Annotated in this window: 13 protein-coding genes and 1 other RNA gene; 6 read left to right on the top strand and 8 right to left on the bottom strand. The window is 62.7% G+C overall.

The window, feature by feature from the left end:
• Positions 1 to 131 precede the first annotated feature (131 nt).
• A complete protein-coding gene (locus PQQ95_RS34425) occupies positions 132 to 641 on the top strand; it encodes a MerR family transcriptional regulator (protein ID WP_408446282.1) in 510 nt (169 codons plus the stop codon).
• The gene (locus PQQ95_RS34430) at positions 593 to 1,003 is read left to right on the top strand and encodes a carboxymuconolactone decarboxylase family protein (RefSeq protein ID WP_408446284.1); all 411 of its coding nucleotides are present in this window, start codon (positions 593 to 595) and stop codon (positions 1,001 to 1,003) included. The genes PQQ95_RS34425 and PQQ95_RS34430 overlap by 49 nt, the downstream gene beginning before the upstream one ends.
• 130 nt (positions 1,004 to 1,133) lie before the next feature.
• Here the strand turns inward: PQQ95_RS34430 and PQQ95_RS34435 are convergent, their stop codons facing one another.
• The 8 genes from PQQ95_RS34435 to trxA form a co-directional block, all read right to left on the bottom strand.
• Positions 1,134 to 2,513 (bottom strand): MATE family efflux transporter, encoded by a 1,380-nt coding sequence (locus tag PQQ95_RS34435; protein ID WP_408446286.1) that lies wholly within the window; start codon positions 2,511 to 2,513, stop codon positions 1,134 to 1,136.
• 2 nt (positions 2,514 to 2,515) lie between these two features.
• Complete coding sequence (locus PQQ95_RS34440) at positions 2,516 to 4,273, bottom strand: ArnT family glycosyltransferase (protein ID WP_408446288.1); 1,758 nt, start codon at positions 4,271 to 4,273, stop codon at positions 2,516 to 2,518.
• A 343-nt stretch (positions 4,274 to 4,616) separates the two neighbouring features.
• Complete coding sequence (locus PQQ95_RS34445) at positions 4,617 to 4,883, bottom strand: type B 50S ribosomal protein L31 (RefSeq protein WP_408217361.1); 267 nt, start codon at positions 4,881 to 4,883, stop codon at positions 4,617 to 4,619.
• A 258-nt stretch (positions 4,884 to 5,141) separates the two neighbouring features.
• Entirely contained in the window at positions 5,142 to 5,975 is an 834-nt protein-coding gene (locus PQQ95_RS34450; protein WP_408446291.1) for a M90 family metallopeptidase, read from the bottom strand.
• 15 nt (positions 5,976 to 5,990) lie between these two features.
• A complete protein-coding gene (locus PQQ95_RS34455; RefSeq protein ID WP_408446294.1) occupies positions 5,991 to 7,547 on the bottom strand; it encodes an MFS transporter in 1,557 nt (518 codons plus the stop codon).
• On the bottom strand, positions 7,544 to 8,092 hold the full coding sequence (locus tag PQQ95_RS34460) for a MerR family transcriptional regulator (protein WP_408446297.1): 549 nt from the start codon (positions 8,090 to 8,092) through the stop codon (positions 7,544 to 7,546). Before PQQ95_RS34460 ends, PQQ95_RS34455 begins: the two co-directional genes overlap by 4 nt.
• Positions 8,093 to 8,297: 205 nt before the next feature.
• Positions 8,298 to 9,566 (bottom strand): transcription termination factor Rho, encoded by a 1,269-nt coding sequence (gene rho / locus PQQ95_RS34465; protein WP_074284282.1) that lies wholly within the window; start codon positions 9,564 to 9,566, stop codon positions 8,298 to 8,300.
• A gap of 235 nt (positions 9,567 to 9,801) precedes the next feature.
• Positions 9,802 to 10,128, bottom strand: coding sequence for a thioredoxin TrxA (gene trxA / locus PQQ95_RS34470; RefSeq protein ID WP_054039468.1), 327 nt, complete (start codon positions 10,126 to 10,128; stop codon positions 9,802 to 9,804).
• 444 nt (positions 10,129 to 10,572) lie between these two features.
• Between trxA and ffs the strand changes: the two genes are divergently transcribed.
• The 4 genes from ffs (at position 10,573) to recR (ending at position 15,034) form a co-directional block, all read left to right on the top strand.
• Positions 10,573 to 10,671: signal recognition particle sRNA small type (gene ffs / locus PQQ95_RS34475), an RNA gene on the top strand.
• 219 nt (positions 10,672 to 10,890) lie between these two features.
• Positions 10,891 to 13,773 (top strand): DNA polymerase III subunit gamma/tau, encoded by a 2,883-nt coding sequence (gene dnaX, locus PQQ95_RS34480; RefSeq protein WP_408446299.1) that lies wholly within the window; start codon positions 10,891 to 10,893, stop codon positions 13,771 to 13,773.
• Between the two features lie 63 nt (positions 13,774 to 13,836).
• Positions 13,837 to 14,163, top strand: coding sequence for a YbaB/EbfC family nucleoid-associated protein (locus PQQ95_RS34485; protein ID WP_007182071.1), 327 nt, complete (start codon positions 13,837 to 13,839; stop codon positions 14,161 to 14,163).
• A gap of 274 nt (positions 14,164 to 14,437) precedes the next feature.
• Positions 14,438 to 15,034, top strand: coding sequence for a recombination mediator RecR (gene recR, locus PQQ95_RS34490; RefSeq protein WP_408446302.1), 597 nt, complete (start codon positions 14,438 to 14,440; stop codon positions 15,032 to 15,034).
• The last annotated feature ends 24 nt before the right edge of the window (positions 15,035 to 15,058 follow it).

Here is a 15,058-nt window from a genome sequence, read left to right on the forward strand (position 1 = left end):
TTTGCCTGGCGATTAAGCCGTTATGAGTTTATCGATCAATGCGGTCCGCCGAAAATAATGACACTGCGGACAAATGACAGCGCCTTCCGCTTGACTTAGAGTGCACTCGAAGTCCTAACCTGAGTTCCGTCATGTCGAAAATGTCAAAAGCACTCACCATCGGCGAAGTCGCCGGAACGATCGGCGTCTCCACGCATACGCTGCGGTATTACGAGCAGGCCGGCCTGATTCGGGCGGTCGGGCGCACGCAGGCGGGGCATCGGCTGTATTCGCCGGCCGATCTCGACTGGCTGCAGTTCGTGATGCGTCTGAAAGCGACCGGCATGCCGATCGCGGGGATGCAGGCATTCGCGGCGCTGCGGGCAGAAGGTCAGCCTACGGTAGGTGAGCGCCGCGACATGCTGGTGGCGCATCGGGATGCCGTTTTGGCGCGGATCGCCGGGTTGCAGAGCAATCTCGGCGCGATCATCGACAAAATCGCCTACTACGAGAACGTTGAGCGGACGCCCGCTGGGCCGACGACTACCGCGAACACGCCGGCACGACAGATTGACGAAGCCCAATCACTTTCGCATTCGGACAAGGACTCACCATGGAACACGCACAAAACGACCGCTACACCCGAGGCTGGGACAAACTGAAGGAAATCGACGGTTCGACCGGCGAGCACGTGATCGCCGCGCTTGCGCCGATTGCGCCGGATTTCGGGCGCTTGCTGATCGAATTCGGCTTCGGCGATATTTACAGCCGGCCGCAACTCGACCTGCGCGCGCGGGAAATCGCGACGATTGCCTCGCTGACGACACTGGGCTGCGCGCAACCGCAGTTGAAGGTGCATATCGAGGCAGCGTTGAACGTCGGCTGCACGCGCGAGGAGATCGTCGAGGTGTTCATGCAGATGGCGCTCTATGCAGGCTTCCCGGCGGCGTTGAATGCGCTGTTCGCGGCGCGGGAGATTTTCGAGCGGCGGGATCTGGCGTTGGAGGAAGCCCAGGCGGCTTGAGACAGAAGAGAAGGGCGGCTGCCGATGCAGCCGTTTTTTATGAGATCAAAGATGCAACTAACGGCCTGTTATTGCATGCCACTTCGACCGCGCGCTGCAGGGATGGCCTGGATGAGCCGAACAAGCCCGCTCAAACTGCCGAATCCACCCTGACCGCTGCCTCGGCGCGCAAGTACCGCTTGCTCACGCTGCGCCAATACAACAGCAAACCGATACCGGCAATCGCCAGACTCGCCGTATTGGCGACCCAGAAGCCGCGTGCGCCGGTCAGCCATTCCGGTATGGTCCCCGTGACATTGAAGCCGAGCAGATACCCGCCTCCTAGCCCCACGCCCCACAGCGCAACCGCATAAATGACGGTCGGCACGACTGCCACCTTGTAAGCACGCAGCACGAACGCGGTGGTGATCTGCAGCGCATCGAACAGGTGATAGCACACGACGATCAGCACCAAGGGCATCGCCGCCGCCACGACCTGCGCGTTCGGCGTATAGCCTTCGATGACGTACGGCCGCAGCACCAGCACGATCGCGCCGTAACAGCAGGCGATCGCCACAGCCATCATGATGCCGTGCCGCGACAGCGTGCGCGCCGCTTCCGGGCGATGCGCGCCGAGCGCCTGAGCGACCAGTGTCGACGAAGCAATCCCGATCGACAGCGGCGTCATATAAAGCACCGCACCGACGTTGCCGGCGATCTGGTGGCCGGCGAGCGTCGTCGTGCCGAAGCGCGCAATGAAGAGCGCCATGAACGTGTACGACGTGACTTCGATCAGGTACGACAGACCCATGGGAATGCCGAGGCGCAGCTGCGCCGCCTGCCGGCGCCAGACCGGCCAGCAGAAGTGCGTAAAGATCGCGAACGGCTTGAACACGTGGACACGCGTCAACAGCAGCATCCCAACCACGGCCAATCCCCAGTTGATCGCGGTGCTGGCCAGCGCGCAACCCGGGCCGCCGAGCGCCGGCACGCCGAGTCCACCGAAGATGAACCATGTGTTGAGCGGAAACTTGAGCAGCAGCGCGCCAATCTGCAGGATCATCACGAGCCGCGGTTTGCCGACGGCATTGGTGATCGAGCTGTAGACGCGAAAGACAAGGCCGGCCGGCAAGCCGAACGCCAGAATCCGCAGATAAGCGACCGTGCGCTCATGCAGCGCTTCAGGCACGCGCGCCAGCTTGAGCGCGGGTCCCGGAAAATAGAGAATCAGAAAGCCAATGACGGTCAACGCGAGCGCGAGCCACAAGGCCTGACGCACTTCTTCGCCGATCTCGGCATAGCGGCGCGCGCCGTAGAGTTGCGCGGTGATCGGTTGCAGCGCCGTAAGGATGCCGGTCAGCCCGATGTAGACGGAAATATAGATCGACGAGCCGAGGCCGAGCGCCGCGAGGTCGACGGCCGAATAGCGGCCGACCATCGCCGTGTCGATCACGCCGAACGCGATGATCGCCAGTTGGCCGATCAGCACGGGCCATGCGAGCCCGGCGATTTTCCGTACGTCGGCGAACATGCTCAGTCCGGCTTCTTATGCCAGCTGCGACGCTTGACGACCGGCGGCTTCGGACGGTCGATCCGCACGTACAGACGGAAGCGTTCGTCGCGGTCGGCCACGCGGCGGCCTTCCCACACCAGCTTCCACATGAAGTCCGACATCGCGCTCGGATCGCCGAAGTCCTGAGTGTCCTGACGCAGGATCACGTCGCAATCCTCGTTGAACGAGAAATGCATATCGCCGAAATAGGCGAAGGTCGCGATCTGCGCGTTACCGAGGCGCACCGGCGAGATGCAGGTGTAGTCGTCAGGCAGGTGGCTCGCGATCTGTTCGGCGACGTCCTTATAGGTACGGCTGTAGTTGACGACCGGCAGCCACAGCGTCATCAGCAGCACCCACATCAGCGTCGTGCCGGCGCTCGAGAGCACCACGCTGCGCCATAAAACTTTCGGATGACGGGCGAGACGCCATTGCACCAGGACGAACCAGCAGATCGTCACGGCCACCGCGCACACGAACGACAGGATCTTGAACTGCGGCGCAAAGCCCGGAGCAAGACGTGCGAGGTTGCGCGCGAGCGGATGCGGGAACCCGGTCAGCCCGGCCACATACACCAGCCAGACGAAGCTGCCGAGGATCGTGAAGCTCAACAGCGCGAACCAGTCGATCGCATTGATCGCGCCGCGTTTGAGCGTGGGCAGCGCGAACGTGGCCAGCACCGCGAGCGGCGGCAGCAGCAGCATGTAAAGCCGGTTCGACTGATGGCTCTGCAGCACGACCAGCACGAGCAGCGGCCCGATCACCGACAGCGGCATCGCCACGTGCGGCGCGCGCCGCAGCCCCGACCAGCTGAACCACGCCCAGAGCGCCAGCGGCCAGGCCGGCCACGTGAAGAGCGGCAGATTCTTGAGCGCGTAGGCGGCCACCGAGCCGGGCGGCCCGGCGAACGACGACAGGCTGACGTGCACCCATTGATTCAGATACCAGACGGCGTCATCGGGAAAAGCGGCGAGCGCGGCGATCGGCCACGCGACCGACAGCACGAGCGCCACCGGCAAACCGGCCAGCAGCAGCCAGCGCGAACGCGTCTCGCGCACAATCAGCGCCATCGCGAGGGTGCCGAGCAACAGCGCGCCGACCAGCACCGGGCTGCTTGCCAGCGTGACGAGGCCGAGCGCCAGACCCCAGATCAGCGCGCCTTGAATGGGCTTGTCGACCATCCGCACGAGTCCGTACACGAGCATGGCGATGCCGAAGAACTGCGCCAGCTGCGGCGTGGTTTCATGACCGCGTTCGGCAAGGCCGAAGCAGGCGAGCAGGATCAGCAGCGCGCCGTCGGCGAGGGTGCGGCCGTAGTCGCGCGGCTCGGGCTCGCCGCCGAACGCGTATTTGAATGGCTGCACTTCGGCACGCCGGCCGAGCAGGTAGGCCGCATACCAGACGAACGCGCAGCCCGCGCAAAACAGCAGGCCCGTGAAGACGCGCGACGCGTTGCTCGCATCGACCCACGGCGCGAGCGCGCGGATCGCGCTGGCGCCGAGCCAGTAGCCGAGCGGGCCGTCTTCCGTCATGTATTTGCCGACCAGATTCGGCAGCAGCCAGTCGTGCGCGCTGCCGTTGGCCATCGTCCACATGACGCCGAAGCCGGCTGCGTCCTCGTTCTTCCACGGATCCCGGCCGAACAGGCCGAAAAAAGCGTAGACGATACAGATGGTCAGCAGCAGCCAGCGCGGCAATGCACTGGTCGCAGAGGCAGTGAGGCGAACGGCAGGTCTCATGCGGTGTGTGGATATTGGATAAGCGGTCCAGCCGGCACCGGACGGAATGTCCGGCGGGAATGGCCAATTTGGAGCATCCGGCATTGTAGTCGTGCCGTGCGATGCGCGTCACGACCGGTATTGCCGCGCAACGTCATGATGGGGATGCCTGTTACATTGCGCCGCAATGGCTGGCAGGGCGCACAGGCGGCCGGATAAGGAGACAAGGAAGCGAGGCAAAGAGGCGAAGCAAAGAAGCGAAGCAAAGAAGCGAAGCAAAACGGCGGAGACAAAAAAGGGCAGCTCGCGCTGCCCTTTTTTGCTGCTGCTTCGTTGCTGGCGAAGGCCTGCAACGAGGCGGGTATTACTTCGCTGCTGCCTTGCCGGTAGCGCGCGTGCCGAACTTCTTGTTGAACTTCTCGACGCGGCCTGCCGTGTCCATGATCTTTTGTTGGCCGGTGTAGAACGGATGCGATTCCGACGACACTTCGATCTTGGCGAGCGGGTAGGTCTTGCCGTTGAATTCGGCGGTTTCACGCGTCTGGATGGTCGAGCGCGTGATGAACTTGAAGTCGATCGACATGTCGACGAACAGGACTTCGCGGTAATCCGGGTGAATGCCTTCTTTCATGGTCTTTCCTTTAATCTGGCGGTAGCCAACCCGCGTGCAGCCGCTATGAAGGCGGACAGCATCTAGGCGCGAGCCACTTGCCTATGGTCGAAAAACGGCGATTATGCCAGAAAATCAGGCGCTTGACGACCTTTCTACCAGCTTTTTGGCAGCGGTTTGCCTCGTTTTCGCCACGTTTCTGATGCCGCCGCATCGGTTCGGGTCGAGTAGGTGGGCGAGGCGGCAGCCCTTGTCCGGCGGGCTCGGGCGCGGTAGGTGTCAGATCGGCGTGAATTCCAGCCCGACCCGAGCCGGATCCTGACGGTAATAGTGCGCCAGCAAGCGGTAGAGTTCGGGATACTCGGCCTCGAATGCCTGCGGCTGGACGAACAGCGCCTCGCTGCAAACGGCAAAAAATTCCGACGGATGGTCCGCCGCATACGGATCGATCAGCGAATCGCGTTCGAAACGCGCCCAGCGCCTCTCCGGCACCGCGTCCACTTTGGCGCAGAAGTGGTCGTAGGCATGGTCGAAGATGTCGGCCCATGCCTGTGAATCAAGCGGTGCGTGCCAGCGGCGCATGAGCGGGGGATGGCCGTCCGCCTCGCCGGTCAGCATGTCGATCTTGTGCGCGAATTCGTGGATCACGACGTTATAGGCGTCCGTGCCGCCGGTCATCTGCGCGTCTTCCCACGACAACACCACCGGCCCGCCTTCCCACGCTTCGCCGCTCGCGTCGTGTTCGACCTCGTGCACCACGCCGTCTTCGTCCTCGACCGTCTTGCGGATCACGAACTCGCCCGGATAGACGATCACGCCGACCCAGCCGCGATACAGGTCGAGGCTCAGGTTCAGTACAGGCAGGCACGCTTGCGCGGCGATGGCCACCGTCATCGCGTCGGTCAACTCGAGTTCGTGCGCGGTCGAAAATTCCTTTTGCGCGATGAACAGGCTGGTCAGTTCGCGCAAACGCGCGCGATCCGGCGCTTCGAGGTGGGCGAGGAACGGCAGGCCATCGAGCGTGGCTTGCCAAAGCGCGTCCTCGATCGCGTAGTCGCGCAGCGCGCGGTCGCGGCGGCGCGTGCCGAACCATTGGGTGAGTTTCGAGAGCATGGCCTGATGAAACCCTTAGTCGATCTGTTTTTGCCACGCGGCGAACAGGCCGCCACATATCGCGATGCCGATCAGGAAGTAAAAGCCGTCCAGCGAAGCCAGGAAGCTGGCCTGCTGCGCGACCGTCCGGCTGATTTCCACTATCGCAAGCGAATGCGCTTCGGACGGCGAGCGGCCGGCGGCGCCGAAGCCGCTGGTCAGCGCAGCGAGCGAGTTCTGGAATAACGGATTGTACGGATTCACGAACTCCGCGAGGCGCGCCTGGTGCAGCGCCTGCCGATGTTGTTCGACGATGATCACCGAGGCCGTCGCGAACGAGATCGTCAGTTGCCGCATGATGTTTTTCAGCCGGTAGCCGTGCGTGAATTCTTCAATGGCGAAGATTCTAAACGTCAGATTGGCGACCGGCAGCACGATGAACAGTAACAGCAAGCCGCGCAGTAGCATCGGCACGATCAGCGCGGCTTCACCCACGCCTGGCGACATGCGCGTCATCCAAGCCGCGGCGAACGCGGCCACCGCGAAACCCGGCACGATGATCCACTTCTTGCGCGGCAGGAGTTTTGCGTAGCGCAGGTAGACGAACAGTGCGCTCGCCGAAATCAGCGACGTCACGCCGACCAGCCGCCCGGCATTCTCGACTGGATAGCCGAGGCCGCTTTCGAGAAAGCGCGACGTCAGATAGCTGAACACGGTCGAGATGTAGTAGTAGAACATGTACAGCACGAGGCCGACCTGGAACACCTTTTCACGCAGTGCATGCAGGCGCATCAGTGGCGCCGGATGGTGCCATTGCTGGTACGCGAACCAGCCGAGCGCGACAATGCCCGCGACCGTCAGCAGAATCAGTCCCGGCGAGGCGCTGAACAGCTGGAATCGCACTTGTTGCATCACGATTTGCAGCGCGCCTTGCGCGAACGCAAAGATCACATACGGCCAGAAGTGCGCCGAGCCGCGTTCTTCCGGCAAGCGGTTGCCGGTGTCGGGCAGTGCGAGCAGGGCAAGGATGGCAAACAGCACACCCACCGGCGCAGTGCAGGCAAATAGCGCGCGCCAGTCGAAATGCGCGACCAGTTGACCGCCGATCAGCGGCGCAAGCGCGCTGCTCAACACGATCAGGACCAGAAAAGCACGGGTTGCCGCGGGTCGCTGCTGCGGTGTAAAGCTCATCTGAATCAGGATGCGGCAAGTGCCCATCATCGGGCCGATGAAGTAACCCTGGAAGCCGCGCGCGAAGGCGAGTTCGATCGAGGACTCGCACAAGGTGGCGGCGATCGCGCCCACTGAATAGAGCAGCATGCAGCCGGCGACGTAGCGCCGGTAGCCGAAGCGTTCGACCCACCATTGTTGCTGCAGGATGCCGAGCACGGCCGCTACCGCATAGGCGCTCGACGCCCATACCAGTTCATCCGGCGACGCGTTGATGCCGCCCGCGATGTAGCTCGTGAAAAACGAAAAGATCGAGTTGTCGAAATAGTCGAGGCCGGTGACGACGGCCAGCACCCACGGGAAAAAGTCGCTGCGCAGTTTTGCGGCGCTGAACAGCGGTACGCGAGAAGACGTGACGCTCATGCGGATTGGTCCGGCTCGGAGCCGTCAGAAGCAGCTTCATCCTGCATCTTTCGGCGTTTCGCGGACGGACCCGCCGCCGTGGCGCGCGCGTTGCGCCGTTGCTCGAGCAGGGTGTCGGCGTTTTCTCCCGCGAGGCGGCGTTCGAGATAGTCGAGATCGGGCGCCAACTCCGAGCGCAGTTTCTGCGCTTCCTTGAGTTCGCGGCGCATCGCTTCGATGCGCGCGTCGAGGGCATCGACCTGCTGCGCGAGGGCATCGCGAATCTGCTGCAGCGATTCGTGCGAGTAGCGGTGGCCGCCGTCGACGGCTTCGAGCGGGCGCTTGAGCATCTCCGTGATGCCGTGCAGTGAGAAACCGAGCGAGCGCAAACGCAGAATGCGGCCGAAGCGCTTGAGATCTTCCGCGTCGTACAGCCGGTAGCGGCCTTCGCTGCGGCTGGGCGAGACAAGACCACGCTCTTCGTAGTATTTCAGCGTACGCGGTGTGACGCCGAGGCGCTCGGCGGCGTCCCGCACGGTCAGTAGGGTGGCTGGGTCCTTCGACATAGGGGATGACAGACGGGTCGGATTGCTCGCATTATAGTGCAACGTGTACGTTCACGTTCAGGTTGTCAGGGGCGAGCGCATTTGAATGGGACGGTGGCTGTTTGTCGTCGCCGTTGCTGCGGACGAAAAAAAGCCGCTCGTTGCAGCGAGCGGCTTTCTTGTGCGATGCGGGTAGTTGCTTTGGCGCAGCCTTAGGGTTCAGGCCTTAGCTGCCGCCGCCACGACGCATCATGTCGAAGAACTCAGAGTTGCTCTTCGTCTGGCGAATCTTGTCGAGCAGGAATTCCATCGACTCGACTTCGTCCATGTCGTGAATGAACTTGCGCAGCACCCAGATCTTTTGCAGGACTTCGGGCTTGATCAGCAGTTCTTCGCGGCGCGTGCCGGACTTGTTCAGGTTGATCGACGGATAGACGCGCTTTTCAGCAAGGCGACGCTCCAGGTGCACTTCCATATTGCCGGTGCCCTTGAACTCTTCGTAGATCACGTCGTCCATGCGGCTGCCGGTTTCGATCAGCGCCGTGCCGATAATGGTCAGCGAGCCGCCTTCTTCGATGTTGCGCGCAGCACCGAAGAAGCGCTTCGGACGTTGCAATGCGTTCGCGTCGACACCGCCTGTCAGCACCTTGCCCGAGGCCGGCACGACGGTGTTGTATGCGCGCGCGAGACGCGTGATCGAGTCGAGAAGAATCACCACGTCGTTCTTCATTTCGACGAGGCGCTTGGCTTTTTCGATCACCATTTCGGCGACTTGCACGTGACGCGCGGCCGGTTCGTCGAAGGTGGAGGCGATCACTTCGCCGGCCACCGAACGCTGCATTTCGGTCACTTCTTCCGGGCGTTCGTCGATCAGCAGCACGAACAGCACGACATCCGGGTGGTTTTGCTTGATGGCGTGCGCGATGTGCTGCAGCATCACGGTCTTGCCGGACTTCGGCGACGCCACCAGCAGGCCGCGCTGACCCTTGCCGATCGGCGCGATCATGTCGATGATGCGGCCCGTGACGTTTTCTTCACCACGCATTTCACGTTCGAGCAGCAGCACCTTGTTGGGGTGCAGCGGCGTCAGGTTTTCGAACATGATCTTGTGCTTCGAGGCTTCCGGCGGCTGGCCGTTGACCTTGTCCACCTTGACCAGCGCGAAATAGCGCTCACCGTCTTTCGGCGTACGCACTTCGCCTTCGATCGTGTCGCCCGTGTGCAGGTTGAAGCGGCGGATTTGCGACGGACTGATGTAAATATCGTCCGTGCTGGCGAGATACGAGGTTTCCGGCGAACGCAGGAAGCCGAAGCCATCCGGCAGCACTTCGAGCGTGCCGTCGCCGAAGATCGTGTCGCCTGCTTTGGCTCGTTTTTTTAGAATGGCAAACATCAATTCCTGCTTGCGCAGGCGGTTTGCACTTTCGATCTCGAGGCCATTGGCCATCTCGATCAATTCGGACACGTGCTGAGTCTTAAGCTCGGATAAATGCATACGGAGAACCCGCAGGAGAAGGTGCGACGAAATGAAATCTGGGAGGAGAGTGAGCGGAACCGCTCAAGGACTTACACGTCTTTTCGACGTTTTGCGGATTCTAGCATAGCACACGCCAATTTCCGCCAGTACGACGGCATGGCATCTTTCTTATCAGGCGTGTTGTCGCTGGACAACACGCCTAAGACAGCGCGTCTGCAGGTCTTGAGGGACTTGAGGCGCCGATGCGACCGCTTTACAGGTTGCCGTCGAGGAACGCGGTGAGTTGCGACTTCGACAAGGCGCCGACCTTCTGCGCGGCGACAGCGCCGTTCTTGAAGAGGATCAACGTGGGGATGCCACGCACGCCGAACTTGACCGGCGTCGATTGATGTTCGTCGACGTTGATCTTGGCGATTTGCAGGCGATCGGCGTAATCCTTCGCGACTTCGTCGAGGATCGGCGCGATCATCTTGCACGGACCGCACCATTCAGCCCAGAAATCGAGCAGCACGGGTTTATCGGATTTCACGACGTCCTGTTCGAACGATGCGTCGCTAATATGCTTGATTGATTCGCTCATTGTATGAATACCTCTATCGGTTCGAGGCCCGCCTGAATTGCTCGCCACGATACGTCAAAATCTAGGGAAACTTCCGTTCGCTTTGCCGCACTCGGAGCCTTGCCGCCGTACACCTGAAAAAGTCGAAAGACCATTTCCGGAATGCGCGGAAAGCTCGCAGTTGCGGGTCATCCGAATGGCAGTTTAGCTTAATTCGCTATGCGTTGCCGGTGGTGATAGTACTCATCGAGGGCAGTGGGGCCAATGGCTGCCGGTGAAGTGCCATGACGTTTTGACAACCGCGACGCAACCTATCTGGTGGCTGGCAGCGCAAACTCAAGTACCTCGAAGGCGTACCGCCGGGCGCCGCACTATATGATGCGAAGCGCCTGATTCGGCGCGTCGCTGTCGGTTTGTTCGTATTTACAGTCGCGCGGCGGCCCAAGCGGTGATAGAATGTTTCGTGACGGGCCTCCTCGCATGGAGGGATGGTCAACCTGGTCAGGTCGGGAACGAAGCAGCCACAGCCGTTTTCCACCAGTGCCGAGGGTCAGGCTCGTCACCTTCCTTTTTCTGTTTTCCTCTCTGCTGTACCTCCCACCTCGTGTTTTACCCCCGAGCGCTGTCACGCGGCCGCTGCAGTGGCGTCGCAGTAGCATGCTCCGCACACTTCATCTATTTTTTTCTATCGGTCTGTTAGCCTGTTTCAATGAAGCGGCAACACGCGTTCGCGCGCCGTCTCGATTCGGTTTTGCGCGCCATCGTTACTGATACAATTTCCCGATGACCTATCAAGTTCTCGCACGCAAATGGCGGCCGAAGGATTTCGCTTCGCTCGTCGGACAGGAGCACGTGGTGCGCGCGCTCACGCACGCGCTCGACGGTGGCCGTCTGCATCATGCCTATCTGTTTACCGGCACCCGCGGCGTCGGCAAAACCACGTTGTCGCGCATCTTTGCCAAGGCGCTGAATTGCGAAACCGGTGTGACCTCCACACCGTGTGGCGTGTGCCGCGCGTGCCGCGAGATCGATGAAGGCCGCTTTGTCGATTATGTGGAGATGGACGCGGCGAGTAATCGCGGTGTGGACGAAATGGCGGCGCTGCTGGAGCGCGCGGTTTACGCGCCGGTCGATGCGCGCTTCAAGGTCTACATGATCGACGAAGTGCACATGCTGACCAACCACGCTTTCAACGCGATGTTGAAGACGCTGGAAGAACCGCCTTCGCACGTCAAATTCATTCTCGCCACCACCGATCCGCAGAAGATTCCGGTCACGGTGCTGTCACGCTGTCTGCAGTTCAATCTGAAGCAGATGCCGGCCGGGCACATCGTGTCGCATCTCGAGCACATTCTCGGCGAAGAGAAGGTGCCGTTCGACGCGCAGGCGCTGCGCCTGCTCGCGCGCGCGGCCGACGGCTCGATGCGCGACGCGCTCTCGCTGACCGATCAGGCGATCGCCTATTCGGCCAATCAGGTAAATGAGGAAGCGGTGCGCGGCATGCTCGGTGCGCTCGATCAAAGCTATCTGATCCGCCTGCTCGACGCGCTGGCCGACGGTGACGGCGCAGCCGTGCTGGCGGTCGCGGATGAAATGGCGTTGCGCAGCCTGTCGTTTTCGACGGCGTTGCAGGATCTGGCGAGCTTGTTGCACCGAATCGCGTGGGCGCAGTTTGCGCCTTCGTCGGTATTGGACGAGTGGCCGGAAGCGGCTGATCTGCGTCGTTTTGCCGAGGCGTTGAGCGCTGAGCAGGTGCAGCTGTTCTATCAGATATCGACCATCGGTCGAAGTGAGCTGGGTCTCGCGCCTGACGAATACGCCGGCTTTACGATGACGCTGTTGCGCATGCTGGCGTTCGAGCCGGCGCCCACCGGTGGTGGTGGTGGTGGTGCGGCTGCGGCGCGGGCGGCAGGGCCGGCCGGGGTGGGGGGCGCGAAGCGCGCTGGCTCACCGGCGGTTGCGGCGCAACAGGCGGTGGCGTCGTTGCGCGCGGTTGAAGCTGCCGGCGTCGCGCCGGTGCGCTCCGCGAATCCGGTGGCAGAAGCGAAGCCTACGATGCCGGCTGCACAGCACGTGGCGTCGGCGGAGTCTGTTGAAAATGCTGGTGCGCCGAAATCGGCTAGTGGTGAAGCGGCGGCTGTTGCCAAGTCTATGCCCGCTGCCGGTGCCGCAGCGGCGTCCGCCTCTGGTGCAGCGAGCGCAATGCCTGCGCACACAGCGGCTGACATCAAAGCCGCACCGGCTTTAGCACCGTGGCAGGAAGAAACGTCCGCGGAACCGAAACCGATTCTGAGCGACGCGACGCCTGCACCTACAGACGCGAATGCATCCCATGCAGCCCCGACGTCCGATGCGACCTCACTGGCGCCGGCGACCGAACCCACCGACTCGATCGAGGCAGTAAAAGCAGCGGCTGCGCCGGCCTTGGCGCCGGCAACCGAATCGACCGAGGCAATCGAGGCAATCGAGGCGACCGCATCGGCTGGGGCGACCGAAGCGACCCAGGCAACCGCAGCGACAAAAATAGCGGCGACGCCGACCTTGGGATCGACGGCTGAATCGATCGCAGCAACCAAAGTAGCGGCTGCGCCAACTTTGGCGCCGTGGGACGACGCGCCCACCGAGTCCGCCCCAATCGAAGCATCCGCTGCGACCGCTTCCCCGGACCCAGTTCCCGCGTCTTCGCCCGCTGCCCCAGCCCCAGCCCCGTTCGCCCGGGCAGAAGAGGCCGCACCCGCGAGAGCATTGCAAGAGCCACCCGCAGCCGACATCCCGCCGCGCCGCGCAGGCGGTGCGAGCGACGCGCTCAATGTATTGCGCAGCGCCGGCCTGAAAGTGTCGTCGGATCGCGGTCGTGCCACGGCTGCAGCCGTTGCCGCCAAGCCCGCGGCAACCCCGGCCACGCCGAAGCCTGCCGCACCGCGCGTGGTCGTCAATGTGCCGACGCCGGGAGCCCCGCGCCGCGCGCCGCAGCAAGACGCTGCACCGGCAGCACGTGCGCCGTCGCAACAGGCCCAGCGTGACGGTTCGGAGCAAGGCGGCTCGTCGACCGCACCGTGGGACGACATGCCGCCCGATGAGTACATGCCGCTCACGGCGGCGGACGAGGGCTATTACGGCCTGCCGGACGACAACTACGTGCCGGTGTTCGACAGCGGTCCCGACGACGTCCGCGTGAATGCCGCGCCTGCGTCGCCCCCTGCGCCAGTGGTCGACAAGCGGCCGTTGCCGCCCGCCGTGCCGCTCGATCCGCTGGGTTTCCAGGGCGATTGGCCCGCGCTCGCCGTCGATCTGCCGCTCAAGGGCATTTCGTATCAGCTTGCCTTCAACAGCGAGTTGATGGCGCTCGAAGGCAGCACGCTCAAACTGAACGTGCCGGTGCCGCAGTACGCGGAAGCCTCGCAGGTCGCTAAACTGAAAACCGCGCTCGCTGAAAAGCTCGGCCAGCATGTCGACGTACTGGTCGAAGTCGGCCCGGCGCGCCGCACGGCAGCCGCGCACGACGCCGCCATGCGCGCCCAGCGCCAGCAGGAAGCGGAGCGCGAGATTGGCGCCGACCCATTTGTGCAGTCGCTGATCCGCGAGTTCGGCGCGAGCATCGTGCCCGGTTCGATCCGCCCGATTACGCAGGACGCCGGCCCGAACGGCGCGCCGTCCGCTCACTGATTCGCCGCGCCGCGTGGCGCACCCGATTTTCCGGATTTCACGCTATCAAGAAGGAGCATGTCCATGATGAAAGGTCAACTCGCCGGGCTGATGAAACAGGCCCAGCAGATGCAGGAAAACATGAAGAAGATGCAGGAGCAGCTTGCATTGATCGAAGTCGAAGGGCAGTCGGGCGCCGGTCTCGTCAAGGTGACGATGACCTGCAAGAACGACGTGCGCCGCGTATCGATCGATCCGAGTTTGCTCGCCGACGACAAGGACATGCTGGAAGACCTGGTCGCCGCCGCGTTCAACGACGCCGTGCGCAAAGCCGAAGCCACCGCGCAGGAAAAGATGGGCGGCATGACCTCGGGTCTGCCGCTGCCGCCGGGCTTCAAGCTGCCGTTCTGAGCGACGTCGCTGCAAGAAGAGACTCATGCCGCAGCGTTGAGCGCGGCGTGAGTTGAATACGCGAACCGGGCTCGTTTCAACGCCGCTCAGTTCGCCGTTCCAGATGCGTGCAAGCTTGCATCGGGGCAGTTCAGTTTAGTTCGGTCGCCGGGCAGGCCTGCCCGATAGCATGTCGAACGGATAGCAAACTGATAGCAGTAACCAGAAATAACCGCATCGCCACCCCCATACCGGGCCATACCGGGCAACACCCACTTCGACACCGCCGATCCGCATGAAACAACCTTCCGCCTTGTCGGCGCTCGTCGAAGCGCTGCGCGTGCTGCCCGGGGTCGGGCCCAAATCCGCGCAACGCATGGCGTACCACCTGATGCAGCACGATCGCGACGGCGCCGAAAAACTCGGCCGCTCGTTGCTGTTCGCGACTGAACATCTGCAGCATTGCGAGAAGTGCAATACCTTCACCGAAGCGCAGATCTGCGAGGTTTGCCTCGATGACGAGCGCGATCCCGCGTTGTTGTGCGTCGTCGAAACGCCTGCCGACCAGATCATGCTCGAACAGACCATGACCTATCGCGGCCTCTATTTCGTGCTGATGGGGCGGCTCAGTCCGCTCGACGGCATCGGCCCGAAGGAGATCCATTTCGACCGTCTGGTCAAGCGGGCGTCGGATGGCATCGTCAAGGAAGTCGTGCTCGCAACCAATTTCACGAATGAAGGCGAGGCCACCGCGCATTACCTTGGGCAGACGCTCAAGGCGCGCGGTCTTGCCGTGACGCGCCTCGCGCGCGGCGTGCCGGTGGGCGGCGAACTCGAATATGTCGACGCCGGCACGATCGCCCGCGCAATGCTCGACCGGCGCTCGATGTAGCGCCACGTAGCGTGACGCAGCGCG

The sequence above is a fragment of the Paraburkholderia caffeinilytica genome, from assembly GCF_046030355.1.
Taxonomy (GTDB): Bacteria; Pseudomonadota; Gammaproteobacteria; order Burkholderiales; family Burkholderiaceae; genus Paraburkholderia; species Paraburkholderia caffeinilytica_B.

What these genes read in the sequence shown, in the direction of transcription:
- PQQ95_RS34425 (WP_408446282.1), top strand. Translation starts at nt 132, where the DNA reads ATGTCGAAAATGTCAAAAGCACTCACCATCGGCGAAGTCGCCGGAACG.
- PQQ95_RS34430 (WP_408446284.1), top strand. Translation starts at nt 593, where the DNA reads ATGGAACACGCACAAAACGACCGCTACACCCGAGGCTGGGACAAACTG.
- PQQ95_RS34435 (WP_408446286.1), bottom strand. Translation starts at nt 2,513, where the DNA reads ATGTTCGCCGACGTACGGAAAATCGCCGGGCTCGCATGGCCCGTGCTG.
- PQQ95_RS34440 (WP_408446288.1), bottom strand. Translation starts at nt 4,273, where the DNA reads ATGAGACCTGCCGTTCGCCTCACTGCCTCTGCGACCAGTGCATTGCCG.
- PQQ95_RS34445 (WP_408217361.1), bottom strand. Translation starts at nt 4,883, where the DNA reads ATGAAAGAAGGCATTCACCCGGATTACCGCGAAGTCCTGTTCGTCGAC.
- PQQ95_RS34450 (WP_408446291.1), bottom strand. Translation starts at nt 5,975, where the DNA reads ATGCTCTCGAAACTCACCCAATGGTTCGGCACGCGCCGCCGCGACCGC.
- PQQ95_RS34455 (WP_408446294.1), bottom strand. Translation starts at nt 7,547, where the DNA reads ATGAGCGTCACGTCTTCTCGCGTACCGCTGTTCAGCGCCGCAAAACTG.
- PQQ95_RS34460 (WP_408446297.1), bottom strand. Translation starts at nt 8,092, where the DNA reads ATGTCGAAGGACCCAGCCACCCTACTGACCGTGCGGGACGCCGCCGAG.
- rho (WP_074284282.1), bottom strand. Translation starts at nt 9,566, where the DNA reads ATGCATTTATCCGAGCTTAAGACTCAGCACGTGTCCGAATTGATCGAG.
- trxA (WP_054039468.1), bottom strand. Translation starts at nt 10,128, where the DNA reads ATGAGCGAATCAATCAAGCATATTAGCGACGCATCGTTCGAACAGGAC.
- dnaX (WP_408446299.1), top strand. Translation starts at nt 10,891, where the DNA reads ATGACCTATCAAGTTCTCGCACGCAAATGGCGGCCGAAGGATTTCGCT.
- PQQ95_RS34485 (WP_007182071.1), top strand. Translation starts at nt 13,837, where the DNA reads ATGATGAAAGGTCAACTCGCCGGGCTGATGAAACAGGCCCAGCAGATG.
- recR (WP_408446302.1), top strand. Translation starts at nt 14,438, where the DNA reads ATGAAACAACCTTCCGCCTTGTCGGCGCTCGTCGAAGCGCTGCGCGTG.